This window comes from Thiorhodococcus fuscus, from assembly GCF_042682685.1.
GTDB lineage: Bacteria > Pseudomonadota > Gammaproteobacteria > Chromatiales > Chromatiaceae > Imhoffiella > Imhoffiella fuscus.
This window is the reverse complement of sequence record NZ_JBHUHX010000004.1, coordinates 250,622-272,177: the sequence shown is the minus strand read 5'-3', so window position 1 is coordinate 272,177 and position 21,556 is coordinate 250,622. Positions and strand designations below refer to the sequence as shown.

The following is a 21,556-nucleotide window of genomic DNA, read 5'->3' as shown; positions in this document are numbered from 1 at the left end:
GGTGCAGGCCCTCGGCGAAGAACTCGCCGCGATCGGTGCCCGTACCTGTAACACGGGCACTTAGTCCCATGGGTGGGACTTTCCAGCCTTCTGCCGGGCCTGGCCGATGCTGATCGACTGGGTCACGGCACGGGTTCCGCTCGACTGTCTGAGGACGAAAGATCGCCTGCGCCTGCGCGATCTCGGCGATCGCATCCAGCGCTTCAACCCGGCCACGGGTGAAGTGGCCTGGGAAACCTCGGCTTGGGACTCGATCCGCTCGGACTCGCACGCCATCAGCTATCGCTGCGGTTCCGATGCCTTGTGGATGCAGGGCTCCCCTGCCCGCGTCATGGGTGACGGTGACGCGGTCTTCGGTTCCGGCGCCTCGGCGGCGCTCGATCTTCCCGGATGTGTTGAACGCATGCGGGATTACGTGTTCGGGATCCTCGATGTGCGGCGCAAGCCGCCCTCGGCCGAGTTCTTCTTAGTTTCGCGTGTGGATGTCACGGAAAACCTGTTGGTCGGGTCGCTGGCCGATGTGCGCGCCGGACTAGCCGAGCTACGGGGATGTGAAGGCGGACGCTATCGCGTCTCGCAGCAGGCCGGCGACACGGTCTATTGGTCGCAGCGCAGCCGTCTTCGTAAGGGCAAGGCATATGCGAAGGGGCCGCACTTACGGTATCAGATGCGCAAATTGGATTATCACGGGAGGCGATATAGCGATGAAGAACTGATGATGGCGGACTGCCTGTTGAGGCTTGAACACACCCTTGGCGCGCAATGGTGGCGAGAACGTGCTGGTAATCCTTGGTATCAAGTAACGGCGAAAGACCTCAAGAGTGAATGGCATAGTTATTTCGATCGAATGCTGGGTAAAGCGGAGGTCACTGAAATGAACATCGAAGAACAGGTACAGCAAGTCGCTAAGACTGAAGGCCAAGCGAAGGCGGCGATTGGATGTTGGGCGCTCATCAAGGCGTATGGCTGGGAGAAGGCGCGGGACATGACCTCGCGCACGACCTGGTATCGGAATCTCTCGGTACTACGGGCTGCGGGACTCTCCGATGCCGACCTCTCCGCAGGTAATGTGGTCGCTATTCGGCGGCCCCTGATTCAATGTCAAACGGTCGAGAGTTGGCAGGACTTACGGGAAAAATTCGCGCTGATGCGCGCGGCCTGAGTTCAGTCGCTCTCGGGAGGAATGATTGAAAGAGCGATTGCTTGGCTATTGCGTGGGTAATTGGGATGGCGAGCTTCTGCATAGCCGTATCACGGTGGAGGCGGGTGCCGAGCTGCTGCGCTGGGCCATGCATCCGAATTTGGCTCACGTATTCCCGACTCGGCAAGCGGCGGAACAATGCGTTCGGGAATTGGAGCGCCCCGACCGCTTCGTGGTGGAGCTCTACGACGTGGGAGATCAATGGTTCGTCGACTGGCCCGAAGGGGTCAACGTCTGACGGGAAGAGGCGTGGCCCCCGAGGCTTGGCGGCGCTGGGGGCACGCCTGAGGCACATAACGCCCTTGGGGGTACGTCATGTTCGATCAGCTTACCAAACCTGCGGCGGCGGATGTCGAAGATCTGGGTATCGGCACCCTCCTCCGCTCCTCCTATTGGCGCGCTCGGCGCTACTTCGGCCAGGTGTTCAACGTCAGTGATGGCCTGCTCCGTTATGATCAGGACCGCAACGCCGACGGTTATGAGGTTCAAAGCGTGGGCCTGTCATGGCTCCTGAGCATCGGCGCCCGTGAGGCGCGCGTGCTCTGGTGGCAAGGCCATCGGATCCGGGCCGTCTTCATGCTCCTGATTCCGGGGCTTCAAGCGGCGATCGGGCTCGTCTTCAAGGCGGCCTGGCTGTTCGTGCTGCTGCTCGAGCAGCTGGTCCACCTGGGGTTCACGGATGACGACTGGGAGCGCAACGGGGATCTGTGGCTAGAGCACTTTGGCGATGGTAGCGACCAGGGGCCGAAGCACCCGTAAGGCCGCTCAGGACGTCATGTCCATGCACGCGATGGATGGCAGAGTCGAGCCGGGCGGCTTCGCGCAGCTTGCGGAGCGAATCCCGCCCGGCTCGATCACGCCAATCTTCGTAGCGGAACCGAAGTCCTCGTCAGCCGATACGGGATCATTCGGCACCGGAACGATATAATTTATTGATGACTGATGTAACATGAGGTGAATTTATTATGTCTTCAATATCATTAAGCTTGCTTGTTCCAATAGGAGCAGTTATTGCTGCTTTAGTAACAGGTGCGTTTTCTTTAGTAAATCTAATCTTGGCTAAAGAGCTAAAGATTTCTGACCTACGAAATGAATGGATTAATTCATTTCGAGATGACGTATCTTTATTTATTGCCTCAATCTCAAATCTCCAGCAAGCGCTTAAGCAATATAATGCAAATACGCGCGAATCGGGAGCGCCTGTGGGGGACTTTGAGTTTTGGAAAAACACCTACTCTGATCACATGGAATGGCAGACCAGTGGCAATAGAATATTGCTAAGGATTCAGTTGGCATCTATGCAAGGATCTGCTGTGGATGGATTTTTATCAGAGTTCAATGAGATTAAATCTCTACTAAATGACAGAAATACTCAGGATGCGAACAAGCATATTCCGGGGTTACGTGAATATGCACGCGAGATACTTCAAATAGAATGGAATAGAGTTCTAAAAGGAGAACCTCTTTTTATTTTGGCAAAGTGGTTGTTATTCATATTGACAACATTAGCTATTATTGGATTATCAATTTTATGGCATTCTTTCAAAAGCTAGCCGTTGGAAGGGACAGAGCGAATCTTGGCGCACTGCTCGCCGACAAGGACGAGCGCCTTTGTAGCTTTCTCTATTTGCGCAACAGTTTCGCAATATGCTTGCATTATTCGTCACTGTTGCTAGTATTTGGCTAAGCCAATAAACGCAACAGTGACGCAATCATGAGCGAACCAGCATCCCCGAAAAAGCGCGGACGTCCACCAACCGGACGGGCACTCTCGCCCGCCGAACGCATGCGGGCCGTTCGCGAACGCGCCCGAGCTGTCGCTTTCGATGAGTATCGCGGAGACTTCAGCGCCATGAGCGATACCGGACTGATCGAGATCTTGACCACGGCCTATCGTAAGGGCATGACTCAAGCGGCGGCGGATGCCGTGGTCGAGATGTTCCGGCGCATGAATCCGCGAGCGGTTGCTGGTATGGCTCTAATCCCTACGTTTCAGCCGGCGACCACGGCCGACCTCGAATTATCCGAAACAGTTGCGGAAAATCAGGTCGACCAGAAACGGAAGACGTCCGTATCGGGACAGACCGCAACAGTTGCGAAAAATACCGAGGAGTCCGAGGACGTTCCCGAGCTCAGATCGGCGATCGTGGAGCCCGTTCCCCTCTCCGACCGCGATCGCCAGATTGTCGAGCTGTATCACCAAGGGCTCGGAAAGCGTCCGATCGCGCGTCGGCTGGGTATTTCGGATGGCACCGTTCGCAGCGTCCTCAAGCGGCACGCGGCCGATTAAGTGTCACTGTGACGTGAATTAGGGCCGCCGTGGCTTGCATCGCTCCCCGACTCTCATCTGAGCTGAGGGAGGCCCCTTCCGTCCTTTCAGGTCAAGTGCTGAGGGGTGTTTCTCCACTGACCTTCAGCGAGCGAGACGAAAGCATAAGGGTTGCTGTGTTCTCTCATCCTCGCGTCGGTCGGCCCGCGAGTGAAAGACCCCGCCAGGTGGGGCTGAATCAAGGTGGAGCGCCCCGAGGACGAACGACCTTGATTCAGAACCGCCTGGCGGGGTCCGCTCGCATTAGGGCCGGCCGATGCGGGGATGAGAGAACGCACCGCTCGGCGCTTGACGTTGGCGTCATCCAGGCCGCTCCAAGGGTTCGCCGATCTTGCAACAGTGACGACAAATCGCGGCGCAGCCGCTCCGGCACGCATGCAGCCTGATTGGCTGTTCAAAATGAGGGTCGTTACTACTGCCGACCTTCCGGCTCACGCATCGGTACCCGCTCGGGTGGATTCGTCCAGATGCTGATCCAGGTACGGTTCTGGTCGCTGAATGCTTGCTCGACACCGCAGGCGCGAATGTAGCCGTCCACCACCTCGATGATTGCTGCCTTGTTCGCCTCGGGCAGCTTCAGAGCGCGCTCCAACGTCTGCTTCAGAATCGCGTCCATCGGCGCCTTGTCGAGATCCATCAACAGCGCGTCCGGCGAGCAACCGAACGCCTCCATCAGCTTGTAGAGGGTCGAGAGCTTCGGGTCTCCGTCGTCTTTCTCCAGTTTCGAGATATGTCCGATGCGAATGCCGGTCCGTTCGGACAGCTGGACTTGGGTCCATCCCTGGTCTTGACGCAATCGCCGAATGTTCTTGCCCAGTGACATGACGGACCTCTTTTGTATGCTCTGGATGAGTCTAGGTTATGCTGCAGAAGCATCATAAGCGGTCAAATTGTCACTACAGCGTTGTGTTCTCCTGCGACGTAAGATAAATTTCGCCTGTAGCGGTATTGACAGGGTTTGCAGGAGCATGGGACGACCAGCCTATACATTATGCGAAATCAAGGAGCGGACTGAATCCGGGTCCAGGCCGCGTGGTTCTAAGGCTCGGGCGCCCTCGACCGCCTCCGAACTCGCGGTCAATCTGACCGCCGAGTCAAGATCTATTTTTCTCCCAACCGCTCCATCGCCTGCAGGAAGAACTGTTCGATTTCGGCCCGGTTCGATCGTTGGGATTCGCGTTCGTCGCGGAGGATCTGATTCTCGGCACTCAGTCGCTCGACCTGGAGTCGCATCGTGCTCAATGACTCCATGAGTGCGTTCAGATCTTTTTCCCTGGCTTGGACACGGCCTTCCAATGCCGTGAGTGCGTTCTGTTTCTGGGTTAGCTCGGTTTCCAAACGTTGGATTTCTCTAAGTCGTGCGGCCGATTCGGCAAGCAGGTGTTCATGCGCCTGGCTTTTCATGTCGAACTCAGCGTTCCTGGCTTCCAACTGCGTCTTGAGCTCGGCGCTGGCCTGTTCCGCATGTTTCAGTAACAAGTCTTGGCGCACCTGGGTGTCGCGCGCCTCTGAAAACGCCTGAGATAGCCTGTCCTTGTCTATGTTGACGGCCTTGACAGTCTGACGCGCGGCGTCGATTTCATTCAGCCAAGCCGTTTGGTCACGCTCCCTACCCTCGCGTTCGGCCTTCAGCAGTTCATTCGATTGGTCGCGTTGATTGGTTAACCGGCCCAATTCCTCTTGTAGCGCCCTGATGTTCTCTGTCTGCTCGGTGAGCCGTTCAGTCTGTTCGCTTATGCACGTTTGGGCCTCGCCGACCTCGGCCTGACTTTGACGAAGGGCTGTCTGTGTCCCGATCAGCGCTTCTTTCACTTCTGACAGTTCTGTTTCCAGGACGCGGACCCGCTCTTCCAGGACGGACTTTTCCGACTGCCACTGGCGCCCCGCTTCCGTGACGGCTTGCGACCAGAGCATATTCATCGGTTCGAGCAACGTTTCTGGCAGTCGCGGTTCGTTCAGGCGCGCGCCGATCTCACCCCAGAACTCGTCCAACGCCGACAGGATCGTCTGTTGAGCGCCCTTGCCGATCGTATTTCGAATCCGATCAGCCGTCGGCCGTTCGCCGTTCTGTAACAGCTTCAGGGCGGCCTCTTTGGCCAAGGTACGCGTGCTAGTCATGATGACCTCGATCAAAATAGTGAAAAACACTAAAGTATAGTTGTTACTATATCAGTGTTTTTCGTTGACATCCCGACTATTAGTTGCGATAACTCCCATTCTCGTAACTAATATGGGATTATTAGGGATTGCCAGACACAGAGAACTGGCCCAGCTCTTGAGGTCCGGGATCGAGCAACGAAAAAGGAGCGAACGTGAGCGAAGAGACAACAAGAGATCGGAGCAGATTGGCGATCACAAGCCCCTCATCCACTCCAAATGTGGAGACACTAACGCCAGAGGATAAAAATCTTCTAAATCAATATTTTGCTGCGCGTCACGCAGACTCTACGTTACGCGCCTACCGCTCGGATTGGTCGATCTTCACCGCGTGGTGCGCAACCCGAACGCTCCAAGCACTGCCCGCTAGCGCGGAAACCATCTCTGCCTTCCTAGCCTCAGAGGCTGAGTCTGGTCGAAAGACCAGCACCCTACGCCGACGTCTAGCGGCGATTCGGCTCGCGCATCGACTATGCGGACATGAGCCTCAGACCGGATCGGAACTGGTTCGCGGGACCTTAAAAGGCATCGCGCGAACCCATGGTTCGGCGCCGAATCAGAAGGCCCCCGCCCTCGCCGATCAGCTACGTGCGATGGTGGACACACTCGATTGCACGCGTCTTCAAGGGCTCAGGGATCGCGCTATCCTCACGCTGGGATTCGCCGGGGCCTTCCGGCGCTCGGAGCTGGTGGCGTTACGCCTGGAGGATCTGAAAGAGATCTCAGGTGGATTTCGGGTGCATGTCCGCCAGTCGAAGACGGATGCGGAGGGATTGGGTCAGATCGTGCCGGTGATTCGCGGTCGGGACTATTGTCCGGTGCGCGCCGTCCGTGAATGGCTGAAGGCCGCCGACATTCGGGATGGCTGGGTGTTTCGGCGTCTATATCGGGGCGATCGAGTCGCGGAGATGCCGCTGAGCGCCCATAGCATTGCCGCAGTGGTGAAGCGCTGTGCACAACACGCTGGATTGGATCCGTCCGAATACGCAGGCCACAGCCTCCGCTCCGGTTTCATGACCTCGGCCGCACTCTCCAAGGCCAGTCTTTTCAAGATGATGGAGGTCTCTCGGCATAAGGACCCCAAGACGGTGATGATCTATATCCGTCGCAGCAATGAATTCGAGGACCATGCCGGAGACGGGTTACTTTGACTTGAGATGTCACCAGCACCGTGGGTGCTGGCAACCCGCGTGACATTACGCTGTCAAGGTAACCGAACACCAAGGAACCAGCCGATTTCGCTGTTGATCCAGCCAGGATGTGTGACCGGCAACGAATGCCCGCCGTCCGCCATCACCTCCAGTTGTGCCATCGGTATCAGCTTCGTCATCGCTTCCGCGTGTTCGCGTCGGATCACATCCCGCCCGCCGACAATCACCAGCACTGGGCAGCGAATGGCGGTCAGGTCTTCCGCTGTCAGCCTCGGTCCACTCAGCCACATACGTTTGATGCGCCGCTCCAGCTCGCCTGTACCTGGACCCGCGTCGGTCCACCAGCGGGTGAGCCAATAGGTCAAGGGATTGGATGCGCGCGCAGCCTCGGTTTGCGCCTCGTTGGTCAGACCACTAGGGTCATAGTTGGCGCTGATCGCGACGAGGCGTTCGACCCGCTCGGGCCAGCGATGCGCGAGGACCAATGCGGTGTTGCCGCCGTCGCTCCAGCCGACGATGTCGACCTTGGTGAGATGCAATGCATCCATCACGGCGAGGACGTCGGACGCAAGCTGGCTGTAGCTCATCTCGGAGTCGCCCAGCCCGGAGCGTCCGTGACCTCGGCTGTCGACCAGGACGATCTCGCGACCGGAGGCGACGAGCCAGGGCAGTTGGGAAAACCAGCTGAGACGATGGCTCAAGCCGCCATGCAGCAACAGGATGGCGGGGGCTCGCCCCAGGTAGCGCTGGTAATGGATGTCGGCGCCACCGCGATGGACGCTGCCGGTTCTCAGATCGGGATCTGCCGTATGACGCCACCAGAGATAGCGGGCGAAGTTTTCAGATATCGGCATGAGCAGCAGAAAGCCGGCCATCAGAGCGCCGATCAGGATTGCCAGGCTGCGCCCGGCCCAGTGTCGCGCGACTGACTCAGCGCCCTGCCCGCTTGCCACGCTGGCCTCGCGTAATCAGGGCCGTAATGTCCATCAGCACTACGGGCAGCGGGCGTCCGCGCGGATAGGCCAGGTACATGCTGCGCCATTGGGGGTTGAACTTCTCCTTGTACTGGCGCAATCCCTTGTAGTTATAGAAACGGTTGCCAAGCTCGTAGGCCAGCTTGAGAACTCGCTCGTCGCGTGGCGACCAGGGCGAGCGTCCGACGCCGCTCAGAGGAGCCATGCCCAGATCGAACCAGCGATACCCGGCCTCCTGGGCGTGCAGTATGAGATTGGTGAAGAGGAAGTCCATGGTGCCCGACGGCGCGTTGGGCACATGGCGCATGAGGTCGATCCCGAGTGCGTCGTGGTGACCGAAATCTTGAGCGATGCTGGCGAAGGCGACCAGAGCCCCTCCCTGTCTGACGACGGCGATCGGCCCCCAAGCCAGGAAGTCTCGCTTGAAGCTGCCGAGGGAGAAGCCCAGCTCCGCCATGTGTTTTTCCGCGAGCCAAACGTCGGAGATGGTCTGCAACTCGTCCCAGACGATCTCGTCCAGCGGTTGCGACAGGACTTCAAAGGTCATCTCCGTGCGCTTAGCACGATTGAGCACGGTGCGCAGCTGCTCCACCTTCTTGCCCTTCAGCGTGAAGTCCGCGAGCGAGACATGGGCGCTCTCGCCGAGCTTGAGCAGACGGAACCCCGCTTCGTGATAGTGGTGCAGATGGCCTTCCTCGACCTGATAGAAGACCGGCGCCAGATCGTAGGCATCCGCAAAGGAGCGAAAAGCGTAGATGGTCTCCTGAAGGTCGGCCTCGTCGCAGGCGGGATCCCCAAGGGCGATCAGATGTCCACGGCGAATGCCGTATTGGATGAGTCCCTTACCCGAAGGCGAGTAGAAGAGGTACTTGTCCCCCAGCATGGTCAGATAGGAGTAAGTCGTGTGGCCGACACCTGTGTAGAAGTCCGCCGCGCGCTCCAAGGCTGTCCGATCGGGCAGATCCACGGCGGGCTTCGGCATGGAGTACCAAGTCCAGGCCAGCCAGGCGAGAAAGGTCACCGCCATCCCGAGCAACGCGCGCGCATAGCGGGCTGAGTGCAGATGATGGTCGAACTGATCGAGATGACTGAGCAGGGTGCTGGGACCATAGAGGACGCTGCCCAAACCGGCCGCCGCCAGCAGGGTCAGGGATACGCCGGCGATCCAGCGCAGATTGCGTGCGCTGGTCAGTGCATAGCCCTGACGATCGAAGCTCGCCCGATTAGCGCGCAGCAGCATCGCCAGTACAAGCAGTAAAGCCGCAACCTCGATGTCGATCCCCTTGAGCAGACTGATGATGGAGCCGCTCAGGAGCAGGGTTTGGGTGGCATGATAGGCGCCGCGCATTCCGGCGCCGATTCCTCGCGATAGACCGAGCAGCAGGGTTCCGACCACGACGCTGGAGAAATGAAATCCCTCGCGCGCGAGCAGCGGCATGAAGCGATCCAGCACCGCCAGGCGCTCCGTCACCCCTGGAAATGCGGCGGACAGCAGCAGGACGACCCCTGCCGCGAAGGTGGCGTAGGCGAGGATCTGAGTGCTCAGGTGGCCGAGAAGACGCAACGGGATACGGCCGATCCGCAGGACCGGATGGCTTTTGAAGCGCCCCGACAGTTCCTCGATGCGGCGTCCATCCGAAAGCAGACGCGTTCCCGGCAGCAACTGGGCGGCGAACAGGAAGGGAACGAAGTAGTAGGCGACACGGAACAGCACGAGTCCAGCGGCCACACTGGCCGAGTCCGCGCCGACCCGGCTCAGGATGAGCAGCATGGCTCCCTCGAAGACTCCCAGCGCGCCCGGAACCAGACTCGCCAGCCCCAAGGTCATCGCCAGTGCGAAGGCCATCAGGACCGTGTCGAGCGGCAGGCTTACACCCGCCGCGCTCAGACAGAGCCAGAGCAGCACCCCGGTTGCGATCCAGTCCAGCGTGGAGACCGTAACCAGACCGAACCGTTGTGCGGTCCCCAGCGACGGGGTGTCCGCGAGCCAGCGACGATGCAAGGGACCGCGTCCGGCGATCAGCATGAACAGCGGCCAGTAGAGACTCACGGCGGCCAGTACGCTCAGGGCCAAAGGCTCGGGGATCGCCGTCCATTGCAGCATATCGCGGTGAGCGAGGAGCAGGATCGTCGCCAGGACGGAGAGCCCCAGCGGCATGCTGATCACGACCAGCGCCGCGCTGCCGACCGCCTTGGCCGGCGGCACGCCCGCGTTGGTCATCCCCAGATAGCGGATGCCCGAGCCGGTCATCCCGGAGAAGCCGACGACATTGTTCAGGGCACTGGCGACCCAGGCACAGCGCATCAGGTCGGAGGACTTGATGTACGACAGCATCAGCCAGCGCCGCAGGAGGAGATCGTACAGCGTATTGAGCGAGGCAGTCGCCAGCCCGGCGAGCAGCAGCGCGGTGGTTACGGCCAAACTGATGGACTGAAAGGAGCGATGGATCCCAGCGATATCCAGTTGCCGCAGCTCATGCCAGCCCAAGACGCCGACGGCCGTCAGCGCCAGGACGGGTAGCAGCCAGCGCAGCACCAGACCGATGTCCTTGGGCCAGCCGGTCTCCGCCTCCTGCGGCGTTTCGGGTTCCGGGCTGGCATCGTCGTTAAGGGGCTCGTCCGCGCGAACGGTGCGATCTGATCCATGGAGACTGTCTTGCTGCATTCTTCGCATATCCCGCATTCGCATGATGATGCCGCCTCAGTCGGCTCAATACACTCTCGACCCATCAATGCGCCATTCGTTGGCCTCGGCCTAGCCGAGCCAGCAGGGCTTTAGCGCGGGCCGATCTGGGTCCGAAGGCCCATTTGAGCGCAAGACCGGAGCCGAAAGCCAGCAGGATGATGACCGCCACCAGGGCGGCGAAGACGCTGTCGTCGATGATGCCGAGCGAGCGCCCTACCCCAACGAAGATGAGCGCGACCTCGCCGCGCGGCAGCATGCCGAGCGCAACGGTTGCGCGGTCGACCTCCGGTCCGGCCAGCAGTGCGGCGGGCAGCTTGCCGAGCACCGCCGCTAGGAGCAGCGCAGCGGTCAGCAGCAGGGTATGCCACTGCAGAAAGACCGTCAGGTTGACCTGCATGCCGATCAGCAGGAAGAAGATGGGCGTGAAGACAGCAATCAGCGGCATCAGCATCTCTTTGGTTTTGTCGCGCAAGGAATCATCCGAGAGGATGAGCCCGGCCGCGAAGCCGCCGACGGTGCCGCTGAGGCCTAGCGAGCTGCACAGCCAACCGAGCAGTAAGGCGAAGGCGAGCGGCGCGAGAAAGCGGTTCTCGGCGGGCCGGATGCGGTTGAGCTGCTGGGCCAGGGGGCGGCCCAACTGATCCCCGAAGAGCACGATGACGGCGAGAAAGGCGCCGCTGGAGGCCAATAGCCAGGCGACGGCGGGCAGGTCCAGATGGCCCTTGACGACCAGCTCGATAGAGAGCGCGAGCAGCACCAGTCCGATCATATCGTTGAGCACGCAGGCGCCGAGGATCATCCGCCCCTCGGAGGTGTCGGCCTTGCCGATGTCTTCGAGCATGCGGGTGGCGACCCCGATGCTGGTCGCACTCAGGGTCGCGGCAATGAAGAAGCGCCCGGCGCCGGAGAGATCGACCGGCAGCATCCAGATCACCAGAAGCCCGATCACCAGTGTACCCAACGCGCCGGCCACGGCCACCCGTGCTGCGTCCGATCCGACGCTGCGCAGCTGATGGATGCCGGTTTTGAGCCCGACGTGGAAGAGCAGCAGGATGATGCCCAGGCTGGAGAAGAGCCACAGGCTCAAGCTGGTATTCACGTTGGCCAGGGCATGGTCCCCAGTGAGCAAACGCAGCACCTCATGTCCGCGCCCGCCCGGTGCCAGCTCCCCGGCGCCGAAGACCTGCCCTGCCGCCTGCGCGACGGAGACGCCGCCCTGCCAGACCTGATCGAACACCGGACTGGCGGCGCCATAGTTCATGACGAAGCTAAAAAAGGGCAGACCGACCCAGTATCCCAGGTTGCCGATTAGGACGCCGATCAGCAGTTCGCCAAGCACCGCCGGTTGTCGGTAGCGATCGGTGAGCCAGCGGGCGATGAGAACCATGGTCATCAGCAGTGCCAGTTCGAGCATGATGCTGGAAAAGGGATGCAGGATCATCGAGTGTGTCGAGGAGGATGGATACATGACGCGTACCCCTAAGGTTGAGGAACAATGGCCGACCCATGAGCCCAGGCACGCATGCCGCTTGCGCACCTGGTCGATGGCCTGTTCTCAGCACGTATCGAGCCAACCTGTACGCGGCCCAGACTGGGTAACGCGCAGCGAAAACCAGGAATAGTTCAGACTCGACCGCTCTACACGTCCGTAAGGGTGAATCATGCGCCTGCGTTCATCCGGGCTACGGCGTCGAATTTCGAGGTGCGTTGGTGAATTTGCACCAAGCTCCTTGGGTCTCGTCGACCAGACAGTGACTCGATCTCCCCCCGACTCCAGCCATGCAGGCGCGAGACATCCTGCATCGATGCGGCCTCATCGATGTTGGCAAACAAGATGCAATGCGCTGGTCAGAGCGGCGCGATCGGACGCGTCGTAACGGTTCGAGTCCAGGAGGCCGGTCGTCCGGCATCTTGAAATTCGAACCAGGCATTCCCGCGATACGAACCGGAGATCACAGTCATGTCGAATCAACTCGCACATTTCGAAAAGCGTATCCCTATCGATAAGCTGATCCATTCAGAGAAGCTCGCGCAGCTCGGTAGTACGATCACCGAAGGAATCGATCGTCTGATTCCACGCCCCACGACTCCTGTCGGCAAATTCGGTATGGCGACCCTTCCCTACCTGGTGCTCTACGTGATTGCGGTCGTACTCATCGCCATGACCGACCACAATCCAGCCTCAACAAAAGACATCTGGAATTACTTTATTCCGCTTGTCGCCATCGTTTCCACCGTGAGTAGCTGGGGCCACCACGCCGGCGACATCTGGCAAACTCGGTCTCGCTACATCTTGCGGCAGCTGGTGCACTGGGGCGCGCTGCTACTGGTTGTTCACCTGCTCTTTCAGTCGGATGTCCAGCACTTCCTCAAGGCCGAGACGGATGGCTTCGTCATCATCTATATCCTGGGGCTGGCCAGCATTCTGAGTGGTGTGTATCTGGACTGGAAAATGGCGGTCTTCGGGCTTTTCCTCATTTTCAGCGGCGTCATCATCGCCTTCCTGGATGACAATGCCTTGCTGATCGTGATTGGGGGTACAGCTACCATGGCCGTCATTGGAACCGCTTTCATCTGGATCAAGCATCATCAGCGAACTGATGTTCAGAGTGGCTGATCTCGTTGAGATTTCGTTCTTTTTTGTTAGCCGGACTGAATGGTCCGGTTTTTTTGGGTGGTGTCGTTTGTTTTATTTGTGTGTGTTATTAACAAAATGTTGAACTGGCATAATGTTGTTGCGATTTGGTTATGGGAAACGGGAATGATGGGCACGCGCTTCTAGCGAGCGCGACGGCGCGTCGAATGCGGAAAAGACCCGGTCAAATCAGAGGCCGACGCCAGCAGAACCTGGCGCCGCCCGATGGTGAGGCCCTGACTCAGAACAGGGTATAAATGAAGGGCGCTACAGCCGAACCCTGCGCCAAGACGATCAAGACGCCGAGCAGCAGCATGACGATGATGATCGGCGCGAGCCAAAACTTCTTGCGCTCGCGCATGAAGCCCCAGAGGTCTTTGAGAAGATCCAGCATCAGTAAGGTTTCTCCATGGATTCAGGTGTGGCCTCTTGGCTTGGCTCGCGATAGCTCTCGGCATCCAGCAGCAGACGACGCTTCATGGGGTCGTTCCCGGCCAGACGCATGATGAAACCCGCAGGCACGAAAACGACGAAAAAGACGAGGCTCAGGATGAGAGGTGTCGTCACGCGGCTCATCAGGAGCCCCAGACGCATCCAGCCGCGATAGACCGGGCGGAGCGAACGCGGTGCGGCCAGCCCCCAGAGCATCAGGACGGCGGCCGAGGGCCATGGCCAGATCGGGAACCGCAGGTCGAACAGCCAGGGCAGGATCAGCCCGAACAGCGCCACGACGATGGCGGCGGTGGTCAGCGCGAAATGGCGAAGTCCCTGGGCATCGAGCTCGGGAATAGGATGCATGGGCGGTACCTCAGTCCAGCTCGAACGTGTGTTGCCAGCTTTGATCGCGTGGTTGCGCCGGCTGCTCGGATTTGGTAATCAGGCAATTCTCCAGCACCAGATAGTCCATCTCTGTGCGCATGAAGCAGCGATAGGCATCCTCGGGGGAGCCGACGATGGGTTCGCCGCGCACGTTGAACGAGGTGTTGACCAACAGCGGACAGCCGGTGCGCTCGGCGAAGGCCGCGATCAGCCGATGGAAGCGCGGATTGGTCTCGGCATGCACGGTCTGAAGCCGGGCCGAGTAGTCGACATGGGTGATGGCCGGGATCTGCGAGCGAGGCACCTTCAGTTTGTCGATGCCGAACAGCCGCTGCTGGTCGTCGGTCATGGCGATACGCCGGGACTCCGCGACCGGCGCGACCATCAGCATATAGGGGCTCTGCCCCTCATGCGCGAACCAGTCCGACACCCGCTCCGCCAGTATCGCCGGCGCGAAGGGTCTGAAGGATTCCCGATACTTGATCTTGAGGTTCATTACCGACTGCATTCGGGCGCTGCGCGGGTCGCCAATGATGGAGCGCCCACCCAATGCGCGCGGGCCGAACTCCATTCGGCCCTGGAACCAGCCGATGACCTGCTCGTCATCGAGCAACGCCGCCAGCCGTGTCATCAAGGCGTCGTCGTCCATGCGCTGGTACGGGATGCCCGCGCCATTCAGATAGGTCTCGATCCGGTCATTGTCGAATGAGGGACCCAGATAGGCACCCTGCATGCGGTCGCTGTCGGCGCCAGACCGGGGGCGGTCCAGATACTGGTGCCAGACCGATAGCGCAGCGCCCAGAGCACCACCGGCATCGCCCGCCGCAGGCTGAACCCAGATCTCCTTGAATGGCCCCTCCCGCAGCAATCGCCCGTTGGCGACGCAATTCAACGCCACGCCGCCGGCCAGGCAGAGGTGGTCGACGCCCAGCTCCCGATGGACCGTCCGCCCAAGGCGCAGCACGACCTCCTCCGTCACGGACTGAATGGAGCTGGCCAAGTCCATCTCCCGCTGCGTGAGTGGCGATTCTGGCCGGCGCGGCGGACCGCCAAAGAGCCGATCGAAGGCCCGGTTGGTCATGGTCAGGCCGTTGGCGTAGTTGAAATAGCGCATGTCCATGCGAAAGGTGCCGTCGTCCTTCAGCGACAGCAGATGATCGAGGATCAGGTCCCTGTACTTCGGCTCGCCGTAGGGAGCCAGCCCCATCAGCTTGTACTCGCCGGAGTTGACCTTGAAGCCGGTAAAGTAGGTGAAGGCCGAGTAGAGCAGCCCCAGTGAATGCGGGAACTGGATCTCCCACTGAGGCGTCAGCCGATTACCGTCACCGAGCCAGACCGAGGTGGTGGCCCACTCGCCGACGCCGTCCATACAGAGCACCGCAGCACGCTCGAAGGGACTCGGAAAGAATGCCGAGGCCGCGTGCGCCTGATGGTGTCGGGTAAAGAGCAGCGGGGGCAGATCCGCCGCTGCGATGTCGCCGAGCGCGGCGAGTTCCTTGTGCAGCAGGCTCTTGAGAAGGAGCTTTTCCTTCAGCCAGATCGGCATGGCGGCCAGAAACGAGCGCAGTCCGCTAGGCGCATAGGCCAGATAGGTCTCCAGCAGACGCTCGAACTTGATCAGCGGCTTATCGTAGAAGACGACATGATCGAGATCCGCCAGCGCAAGACCGCCCTCCTCCAGGCAGTAGCCGATCGCCTCGACCGGAAAGTCGGCGTCATGCTTTTTACGCGAAAAGCGCTCCTGCTGTGCGGCGGCCAGGATCTCGCCGTCACGCACCAGGCATGCGGCGCTGTCATGATAATATGCGGAAATACCGAGAATATTGACAGCCATGGACTTCGCTGGACCGACAGGGACATTGGGCGCGCAGTATAGCGAATTCCCAATGGGCTGACTCAGTGGCCCTGGAATTCCCTGCCATCGCCCAAGTACGCAAACAAAACAACCTGCGGATACCCTGATGCGAAGAATGCTGTTCGTCTTGGTCTGGCTGCTGTTAGTCTTCCTCCTTCTGGAGGGGGCGGGATTTGCGTTCTACAAGCTCGAAATCAGCCAGCCGATCAGCGATTACGGCTATCCCGCAGGTCTGATCGTCGCGCATCCCCAACTGGGCTATAGCTACCAGCCGAATTTCTCGGGGCATTTCAAGGGCTCTGCGTACCAGGACATCCCGATCGAGATCAACGCTCAGGGGTTCCGCGACCGCGATTTCAAGGCACAACCCGGTGATGGCATGCGGATCGCGGTACTGGGCGACTCGGTCGTGTTCGGTGCGGGCGTGCGCCAGGACGAGCGATTCACGGAGTGCCTCGACCGCGCGGACGAAACCGGCCAGACGGGCCAACGCCTACTCAACCTGGGCGTGAACTCCTATACCTTCGGCCACTATCTGACGCTGGCGCGTCTGAATTTCCTGGGTGCGAACCCGGATGCGGTCCTGGTCGGCATCACCCTGAACGACTTCGCGTCAATGGACGACAACGGACCGGCACGACGTGCCCAGCGCTATGCCAAGGAATGGCACAAGCCCGACTGGGTCGCCCGCGTGCAGGAGCGTATCGGCCGAACCTATGCCGTGCGCTTCCTGCGCGAGATCCGCACGCGATTCACCTATGCCATGTTGAATGCCGACGAGCGCGAGGACTATCACACGAAATGGATGCGTACCGTGGTCGCGGGCTGGCAGTCCGACGAAAACAGACAGCGGTTCGAAACCGGGCTCGACGCATTCTCGGCTTTGCTGAAAGGCAGGTACACCCCCTTCGGCTTCATTCTCTTTCCGGAGCTGAACGCGCTGCGCAATCCCGCAGAATTCGGTGCCCCGCGCAGACTGGTCCGTGAGCTGCTCGACCAACGCGGTCTGCACTACTGCGACCCCTACGACGATTTCGCCCGCCAAAGCGATCTCGGCGCACTGTTCCTCGCCCGAGACGACATCCACTACAGCCCCAAGGGACACCAGATCCTCTGTCGGTCCGTCGAGCGCTGTCTCGACAGACTGGAACTCACGGGCAGGCTCGACGGAAGCGCACCCGATCAGGCGGCGCGGGCACCTTCCAGTGAATAGCCGCGCAGATTGAGCGAGAAGTGCTCGAGCGCCTGGATGCCCGTTGCCTCCGCCTGCTGACACCAATCCTGAAGTATGTCGAGCAGCGCCTCCTGAGTCGGCGCGCGCCGCTCCCAGATATCCTGCAAGCGTTCCTTGAATTGATAGACCGTCGCCAAGGTCTGGTGCTGAGACAGTAGCTGCTCGACACGCAGCCGCGCGGCGGCATCCAGGCGCGAGCCCTCTTTCGCCAGCAGTTTTCTCGACCTGCGTACGAGACGCCGGCAATGATGCGCATCGCGACAGAGTTCCGCGCGCACGACCGGCGTCAGCACGTCCTTACCATAGCGGGCGATCACGTGCATCCGGCTCAGGATGATGGCGCTCAGCGTATCCAGATCCATCTGCCGTTTCCCCGGAATAATGATCGGCTCGGGGGCGACCCGTCTCACCTTCGCCAGCCGCAGCATGCAGAGCAGACGAATGTAGAGCCATCCCAGATCGAACTCCCACCACGTGGACGACAGACGCGCCGAACTCGGGAAGGCGTGATGATTGTTGTGCAGTTCCTCCCCACCGATCAGGATTCCCCAGGGCATGAAATTGGTCGAGGCATCCGGCGTTTCGAAGTTCCGATAGCCCGCATAGTGGCCAATGCCATTGACCACGCCGGCCGCCCAGATAGGAATCCACAGCATCTGCACCGCCCAGATGACAACGCCATAGACGCCGAACAACAGCAGATCGACAAACAGCATCAGACCCAGACCGTGCGAGCGGAAACGGCTGTAGAGGTTGCGCTCCACCCAGTCGTTCGTCACCCCCTTTCCGAAGCGCTCCAGGGTATCGGCATCGCCAGTCGCCTCGGCATAGAGTTCAGCACCCTCGGTCAGCACCTTGCGCAGACCGAAGACCTGGGGGCTGTGCGGATCCAGCGCGGTCTCGCATCGGGCGTGATGACGGCGGTGCACGGCGACCCACTCCAGCGTCACCATGCCGGTGGTGAGCCAGAGCCAGAAACGGAAGAAATGCGACACGACCGGATGGAGATCGATCGCGCGATGGGCCTGGGAGCGATGCAGGAAAATCGTCACTGCAGCGATCGTCACGTGGGTCAGTGCAAGGGTGACAAGCACCGCCTGCCAGGCACCGATATCGAGGATGCCGTAGAAGGTCATGGAATCTCCGGATCGAGGTGAGGAGCGAAGATCGTTAGACTCGATACGCGATACGGACGTCTTTCGTTGGTCTATCGATCGGTCTCTTCGGAAGTCTGGCCGGCCGTCAGTTTTCCAATCGGGTTATCTACTCAATTCCCGAGCGATGCCCGACCGCGCGGTCACGACGCCCACAAATCGTGAATGCGATACAGGCCGAGGAGGTAGCGCAACTGTTGACGGTTGGTCGCCCCCAGGCGCTGGGACAGCCCACTCAGCAGTTTGTTGGCGTAAGCGGGGGTGATTTCCTTGCCGTCGATATTTTTCAACGGACGTCCGGTGGTCAGGAACTCGAGGATCTTCCGCTCCTTTTCGGAAAGGTCCGAGAGATGGGCGAGCATCATGGTCTTGCGGCACAGCGGATCGGCATAGATACGGTCGTGGAACAGACGAACGAGATTGCGCAGCACCTGGAAATGCTCATCGAGCAGCTTGCGGAAGCTCGCTTCCTTGTCGCGACTCACCAGGCTGGCGCCAGCGATCTCCTCCTTGTCGCTGAGCGTCGGAATAGAGATCCCATTGTATAGGCCGTAGTCGTGGCGAGCGATCTCGATGACGGTTCGCTCCTGAGGCTCCAATATCCCGCGCTCGTCCTCAAGCCACCAATCGATCGGCGCCACGTCACCCTGCAGGATGCGTTTGATGGTGAAGTCCTGATCGGTGAGCCCGGCTTCTACATAGTGTTTCAGAAAGGCCGCATCGAAGCCTTCCGAGCGCAGGAGCACGGGAGAAGCGCCCTCCTCCTTTTGGGAACACAGAAGATACGAACTATAGATAATGCCGTCGAATCCGAGCCGGATGACGGCTCGCTCCAATGCTTCGAAACATTGCTCGACGCCTTTCGCGTCGCAGAGTTCGCTGACGTAATCGACAATCAGTTGCATACGTTGGACTCGTTACGCCGCGAAGTGGTCGAGCACGAACTCGAAGGTATCCACGGCGAGGTCGGGGCGACCTTGAACCGGCATCGACACGCGCAGCGCAAGCTGATCCAGCTCGTTCAAGGTGAGGTCATAGCCGGTGAGCGGTCCGCGTAAGGGCATGGGAATGCGATGTGCGCGCAGAGCCACGAATTGACGCCAGCCCATGCCGTCGGAAGCTTCGAACTCCAGGCTGCCTTGGGCGGGATAGCGCAGACCGCTCCCCTCGAAACGATTGACGAACGGCTCACCCTCCAAAGGCGCAAGCTGCACGAAACGCGTGCGACTGCGAATAAGCAAGAACAATTCCTGGTCGCGCCTCCCGGAGCAGAGAAGAAACCACGCGGTCTTCAATGACACTCTGGGCAGACCCTCTTCGCGGGACCCGCTCTCCAAACGCACCAGGCGCAGATCGGTATCCGCCGCCGGAACAAACTTCAGGATGCTGGCCCGCAACGATTCGTCGGCCATCAAACGCCCCCAAGGACCGACCTCCGGATCGGTTCGCAACAGCGGCAAGAAATCGTTCAAGCCGAGACAATCGGCGAGCTTGCGGGCCGGCTCCTTATCCACGCACTCCCCGTTCCATGCCTTGCGCACGATACCGACGCTCATGGTCTCGGGCACGCGGATCCGCTTTCGGTAGAGGATCTCCAACTGCTGCGGCGAATCGATCCCTAACTTGCGTGCATAGGAGCGCACTTTCTCCGCATCGAGCGTCACACAGCGATTTCGTCGAGCTGCCATTGAGGCCCACTTCCACACGCGATAGGGACTAAGAGGTCCAAAAATACCGGAGTCGCCCCGGCCGGGAAAGAGGGCGAAGTCATAGAAACGGTGAGCATCTGCAGCGCCGTATCAGGGTGCGATTCAGATGGACCGGCTGCGCAAGCGACAGACAACCCCTTAACCGTCTTAAAAGCGCCTTAACCGTTCCCACAACAGCCGCGTCCAGGGATAACTTGCCCTTCGCGCATTAGCAGTCAGGACGTCTTGACCATCTGTTTTCTTCTTCGAACGGAGGTCAAAGCATGACAATTCAGAACCCAGCGGCAGTCCTCGACAGGCTGCCGGTAGCGGCGTGCGTCGCCCCGCCTTGGAGCGACGCTCAGGGAAGCCTGTGCGAGATCCGAATGAGTCAAGGCGGCACCGAACTCGTCCTGGAGCCTGGGTCCAAGGGTATCGAGCAGCGTCGCATCCGAGACGGGATCTGGGATCTGCGTCAGCGCGTCTACTCGCGCAAGTTTCCGGATGTGAACACCCTGCGCAACGACCCTTACGACGCCCAATCCTGCGTCATCTACGCCTGCTCCCCCGAGGGACGGGTGTGCGCGACCGCTCGGATCGCCTTCGACGGCGCCCTGGGCATCCCGGAGGCCGCCCTGGTGGATCGGCTGGTGGACGGCTATCGGCGCGACGGCATCCAGTTCGCGGAGCTGGGCCGCTTCATGATCGACGACGAGGGCCGGGGCTTACTCAATGCCTTTTATCGGGCCTATTTCGAGCTCGGCGCTACCTGGGGGATCCAGCTCTATCTGATGTTCGTCCCGGACAACAAGGTCACGCTCTACCGGCGGTTGATGGACGCCCAGGTCGCGATCTCATTCCGCGATCTCACCTTCGGCGGAAACCATCCCTACGTGTGTATGGAATGGTGGCTCGACCGGACGCGGCCACGCTTCTTCTCCTGGAGCGGGGCGAGCCGATCCGGCGATGCAGCGGCCGTGCGGGTTCGGGAGGAGGACGCGCGATGAGTGCCGAAGCCTATCCGAGCACGCTGTGGAACGGCTACGCCCGCTCCCATGCCTCCGTCACGACCTCCTTTCAATTGTCCCTCTATCGCGAAGCGGCGGCCCAGCTCGACGGAGACGTTCTGGACTGCGGCTGCGGCACCGCCCGGATCGCACCCTTCCTGGCCGACGATCCGGCGGTGACCTCCTACACCGGCGTTGATCTGGCTCCGGACATGGTGCGGATGGCGCGCTGGACGATCGAGCGGCTGGACCGGGAGCGATTCGGTATCGAGCAGGGCGCGATCGAAACGGTACAGGGGCAATACGACAGCGCCGTCTCCATTCACAGCTACTATGCGTGGCCACGTCCGCTCGACGTCCTGGCGCATATCCATCGCATCATGCGCCCGGGTGGGCGCTTCGTCTTGGTGACGCCCAACCCGCGACTGGACATGGCGCGCCTGCTCCGGGAATCGTCCAGAGAACTGCTGGCGCACCCCGACTTTCCCGAATTCGAGCGTCTCAATCTCGAGTTCGCCGACAATCCGGGAGCCGCCTTCGTGGAGATGGACCTGCTGATCGGACAGTCGCGCGACACGGGCTTCGAGGTCCAGGAATGTCACCAGCGCCATTATCTGGGAGGCGTCAACCTCTTGGTGCTGTCGAAGCCCTGAATCGGGCCGCACA

General features: G+C 60.3%; 21 protein-coding genes. 10 read left to right on the top strand and 11 right to left on the bottom strand.

Features of this window, described 5'->3' with window-relative positions:
• Nucleotides 1–106: 106 nt before the first annotated feature.
• The 5 genes from ACFSJC_RS02850 (at nucleotide 107) to ACFSJC_RS02830 (ending at nucleotide 3,491) form a co-directional block, all read left to right on the top strand.
• Nucleotides 107–1,162, top strand: coding sequence for a phage/plasmid replication protein, II/X family (locus ACFSJC_RS02850; RefSeq protein WP_386022916.1), 1,056 nt, complete (start codon nucleotides 107–109; stop codon nucleotides 1,160–1,162).
• Nucleotides 1,163–1,187: 25 nt separating this feature from the next.
• Complete coding sequence (locus ACFSJC_RS02845; protein ID WP_386022913.1) at nucleotides 1,188–1,439, top strand: hypothetical protein; 252 nt, start codon at nucleotides 1,188–1,190, stop codon at nucleotides 1,437–1,439.
• Between the two features lie 77 nt (nucleotides 1,440–1,516).
• The gene (locus tag ACFSJC_RS02840; RefSeq protein WP_386022911.1) at nucleotides 1,517–1,960 is read left to right on the top strand and encodes a hypothetical protein; all 444 of its coding nucleotides are present in this window, start codon (nucleotides 1,517–1,519) and stop codon (nucleotides 1,958–1,960) included.
• A gap of 206 nt (nucleotides 1,961–2,166) precedes the next feature.
• Nucleotides 2,167–2,754, top strand: a complete 588-nt coding sequence (locus ACFSJC_RS02835; protein WP_386022908.1) for a hypothetical protein — start codon at nucleotides 2,167–2,169, stop codon at nucleotides 2,752–2,754.
• A 161-nt stretch (nucleotides 2,755–2,915) separates the two neighbouring features.
• A complete protein-coding gene (locus tag ACFSJC_RS02830; RefSeq protein WP_386022905.1) occupies nucleotides 2,916–3,491 on the top strand; it encodes a helix-turn-helix domain-containing protein in 576 nt (191 codons plus the stop codon).
• Nucleotides 3,492–3,942: 451 nt separating this feature from the next.
• Here ACFSJC_RS02830 and ACFSJC_RS02825 read toward each other — a convergent pair whose 3' ends face one another.
• Entirely contained in the window at nucleotides 3,943–4,353 is a 411-nt protein-coding gene (locus ACFSJC_RS02825) for a helix-turn-helix domain-containing protein (RefSeq protein WP_386022902.1), read from the bottom strand.
• A 278-nt stretch (nucleotides 4,354–4,631) separates the two neighbouring features.
• On the bottom strand, nucleotides 4,632–5,648 hold the full coding sequence (locus tag ACFSJC_RS02820; protein ID WP_386022899.1) for a DNA-binding protein: 1,017 nt from the start codon (nucleotides 5,646–5,648) through the stop codon (nucleotides 4,632–4,634).
• Between the two features lie 194 nt (nucleotides 5,649–5,842).
• Here ACFSJC_RS02820 and ACFSJC_RS02815 point away from each other — a divergent pair, with 194 nt between their 5' ends.
• The gene (locus tag ACFSJC_RS02815; RefSeq protein ID WP_386022896.1) at nucleotides 5,843–6,838 is read left to right on the top strand and encodes a tyrosine-type recombinase/integrase; all 996 of its coding nucleotides are present in this window, start codon (nucleotides 5,843–5,845) and stop codon (nucleotides 6,836–6,838) included.
• A gap of 53 nt (nucleotides 6,839–6,891) precedes the next feature.
• Here the strand turns inward: ACFSJC_RS02815 and ACFSJC_RS02810 are convergent, their stop codons facing one another.
• The 3 genes from ACFSJC_RS02810 to ACFSJC_RS02800 form a co-directional block, all read right to left on the bottom strand.
• Complete coding sequence (locus tag ACFSJC_RS02810) at nucleotides 6,892–7,791, bottom strand: alpha/beta fold hydrolase (RefSeq protein ID WP_386022893.1); 900 nt, start codon at nucleotides 7,789–7,791, stop codon at nucleotides 6,892–6,894.
• Complete coding sequence (mprF, locus tag ACFSJC_RS02805) at nucleotides 7,769–10,477, bottom strand: bifunctional lysylphosphatidylglycerol flippase/synthetase MprF (RefSeq protein WP_386022890.1); 2,709 nt, start codon at nucleotides 10,475–10,477, stop codon at nucleotides 7,769–7,771. The genes ACFSJC_RS02810 and mprF overlap by 23 nt, the downstream gene beginning before the upstream one ends.
• Nucleotides 10,478–10,541: 64 nt before the next feature.
• A complete protein-coding gene (locus ACFSJC_RS02800) occupies nucleotides 10,542–11,939 on the bottom strand; it encodes a cation:proton antiporter (protein ID WP_386022887.1) in 1,398 nt (465 codons plus the stop codon).
• Between the two features lie 519 nt (nucleotides 11,940–12,458).
• Between ACFSJC_RS02800 and ACFSJC_RS02795 the strand changes: the two genes are divergently transcribed.
• On the top strand, nucleotides 12,459–13,115 hold the full coding sequence (locus ACFSJC_RS02795; RefSeq protein WP_386022884.1) for a hypothetical protein: 657 nt from the start codon (nucleotides 12,459–12,461) through the stop codon (nucleotides 13,113–13,115).
• 259 nt (nucleotides 13,116–13,374) lie between these two features.
• On the opposite strand, the gene ACFSJC_RS02790 is transcribed toward ACFSJC_RS02795, so the two are convergent.
• The 3 genes from ACFSJC_RS02790 to ACFSJC_RS02780 are packed head-to-tail and all read right to left on the bottom strand — an operon-like array spanning nucleotide 13,375 to nucleotide 15,786.
• Nucleotides 13,375–13,527, bottom strand: a complete 153-nt coding sequence (locus tag ACFSJC_RS02790; protein WP_386022881.1) for a DUF5989 family protein — start codon at nucleotides 13,525–13,527, stop codon at nucleotides 13,375–13,377.
• The gene (locus ACFSJC_RS02785; RefSeq protein WP_386022879.1) at nucleotides 13,527–13,931 is read right to left on the bottom strand and encodes an SxtJ family membrane protein; all 405 of its coding nucleotides are present in this window, start codon (nucleotides 13,929–13,931) and stop codon (nucleotides 13,527–13,529) included. The genes ACFSJC_RS02790 and ACFSJC_RS02785 overlap by 1 nt, the downstream gene beginning before the upstream one ends.
• A 10-nt stretch (nucleotides 13,932–13,941) precedes the next feature.
• Nucleotides 13,942–15,786, bottom strand: a complete 1,845-nt coding sequence (locus ACFSJC_RS02780; RefSeq protein ID WP_386022876.1) for a carbamoyltransferase family protein — start codon at nucleotides 15,784–15,786, stop codon at nucleotides 13,942–13,944.
• 127 nt (nucleotides 15,787–15,913) lie between these two features.
• Here ACFSJC_RS02780 and ACFSJC_RS02775 point away from each other — a divergent pair, with 127 nt between their 5' ends.
• Nucleotides 15,914–17,020, top strand: a complete 1,107-nt coding sequence (locus ACFSJC_RS02775) for an SGNH/GDSL hydrolase family protein (protein ID WP_386022874.1) — start codon at nucleotides 15,914–15,916, stop codon at nucleotides 17,018–17,020.
• Here the strand turns inward: ACFSJC_RS02775 and ACFSJC_RS02770 are convergent.
• The 3 genes from ACFSJC_RS02770 to ACFSJC_RS02760 all read right to left on the bottom strand — a co-directional run bounded on the left by ACFSJC_RS02770 (nucleotide 16,990) and on the right by ACFSJC_RS02760 (nucleotide 19,883).
• Nucleotides 16,990–18,177: a DesA family fatty acid desaturase gene (locus tag ACFSJC_RS02770; protein WP_386022871.1), complete on the bottom strand. Its 1,188-nt coding sequence runs from the start codon at nucleotides 18,175–18,177 to the stop codon at nucleotides 16,990–16,992. The genes ACFSJC_RS02775 and ACFSJC_RS02770 overlap by 31 nt on opposite strands.
• Nucleotides 18,178–18,338: 161 nt before the next feature.
• Nucleotides 18,339–19,100 (bottom strand): autoinducer binding domain-containing protein, encoded by a 762-nt coding sequence (locus ACFSJC_RS02765; protein WP_386022868.1) that lies wholly within the window; start codon nucleotides 19,098–19,100, stop codon nucleotides 18,339–18,341.
• A gap of 12 nt (nucleotides 19,101–19,112) precedes the next feature.
• Nucleotides 19,113–19,883 carry a hypothetical protein gene (locus ACFSJC_RS02760; protein WP_386022865.1) on the bottom strand — a complete coding sequence of 257 codons (771 nt, stop codon included), beginning with the start codon at nucleotides 19,881–19,883 and terminating at the stop codon, nucleotides 19,113–19,115.
• Nucleotides 19,884–20,167: 284 nt separating this feature from the next.
• Here ACFSJC_RS02760 and ACFSJC_RS02755 point away from each other — a divergent pair, with 284 nt between their 5' ends.
• Nucleotides 20,168–20,890 carry an N-acyl amino acid synthase FeeM domain-containing protein gene (locus ACFSJC_RS02755; RefSeq protein WP_386022863.1) on the top strand — a complete coding sequence of 241 codons (723 nt, stop codon included), beginning with the start codon at nucleotides 20,168–20,170 and terminating at the stop codon, nucleotides 20,888–20,890.
• Nucleotides 20,887–21,543, top strand: a complete 657-nt coding sequence (locus ACFSJC_RS02750; protein WP_386022860.1) for a class I SAM-dependent methyltransferase — start codon at nucleotides 20,887–20,889, stop codon at nucleotides 21,541–21,543. The genes ACFSJC_RS02755 and ACFSJC_RS02750 overlap by 4 nt, the downstream gene beginning before the upstream one ends.
• The last annotated feature ends 13 nt before the right edge of the window (nucleotides 21,544–21,556 follow it).

Coding starts and splice junctions, on each gene's coding strand:
- mprF (WP_386022890.1), bottom strand. CDS start 10,477: ATGCAGCAAGACAGTCTCCATGGATCAGATCGCACCGTTCGCGCGGAC.
- ACFSJC_RS02775 (WP_386022874.1), top strand. CDS start 15,914: ATGCGAAGAATGCTGTTCGTCTTGGTCTGGCTGCTGTTAGTCTTCCTC.
- ACFSJC_RS02825 (WP_386022902.1), bottom strand. CDS start 4,353: ATGTCACTGGGCAAGAACATTCGGCGATTGCGTCAAGACCAGGGATGG.
- ACFSJC_RS02785 (WP_386022879.1), bottom strand. CDS start 13,931: ATGCATCCTATTCCCGAGCTCGATGCCCAGGGACTTCGCCATTTCGCG.
- ACFSJC_RS02750 (WP_386022860.1), top strand. CDS start 20,887: ATGAGTGCCGAAGCCTATCCGAGCACGCTGTGGAACGGCTACGCCCGC.
- ACFSJC_RS02800 (WP_386022887.1), bottom strand. CDS start 11,939: ATGATCCTGCATCCCTTTTCCAGCATCATGCTCGAACTGGCACTGCTG.
- ACFSJC_RS02770 (WP_386022871.1), bottom strand. CDS start 18,177: ATGACCTTCTACGGCATCCTCGATATCGGTGCCTGGCAGGCGGTGCTT.
- ACFSJC_RS02760 (WP_386022865.1), bottom strand. CDS start 19,883: ATGGCAGCTCGACGAAATCGCTGTGTGACGCTCGATGCGGAGAAAGTG.
- ACFSJC_RS02765 (WP_386022868.1), bottom strand. CDS start 19,100: ATGCAACTGATTGTCGATTACGTCAGCGAACTCTGCGACGCGAAAGGC.
- ACFSJC_RS02840 (WP_386022911.1), top strand. CDS start 1,517: ATGTTCGATCAGCTTACCAAACCTGCGGCGGCGGATGTCGAAGATCTG.
- ACFSJC_RS02755 (WP_386022863.1), top strand. CDS start 20,168: ATGACAATTCAGAACCCAGCGGCAGTCCTCGACAGGCTGCCGGTAGCG.
- ACFSJC_RS02850 (WP_386022916.1), top strand. CDS start 107: ATGCTGATCGACTGGGTCACGGCACGGGTTCCGCTCGACTGTCTGAGG.
- ACFSJC_RS02830 (WP_386022905.1), top strand. CDS start 2,916: ATGAGCGAACCAGCATCCCCGAAAAAGCGCGGACGTCCACCAACCGGA.
- ACFSJC_RS02820 (WP_386022899.1), bottom strand. CDS start 5,648: ATGACTAGCACGCGTACCTTGGCCAAAGAGGCCGCCCTGAAGCTGTTA.
- ACFSJC_RS02790 (WP_386022881.1), bottom strand. CDS start 13,527: ATGCTGGATCTTCTCAAAGACCTCTGGGGCTTCATGCGCGAGCGCAAG.
- ACFSJC_RS02795 (WP_386022884.1), top strand. CDS start 12,459: ATGTCGAATCAACTCGCACATTTCGAAAAGCGTATCCCTATCGATAAG.
- ACFSJC_RS02780 (WP_386022876.1), bottom strand. CDS start 15,786: ATGGCTGTCAATATTCTCGGTATTTCCGCATATTATCATGACAGCGCC.
- ACFSJC_RS02835 (WP_386022908.1), top strand. CDS start 2,167: ATGTCTTCAATATCATTAAGCTTGCTTGTTCCAATAGGAGCAGTTATT.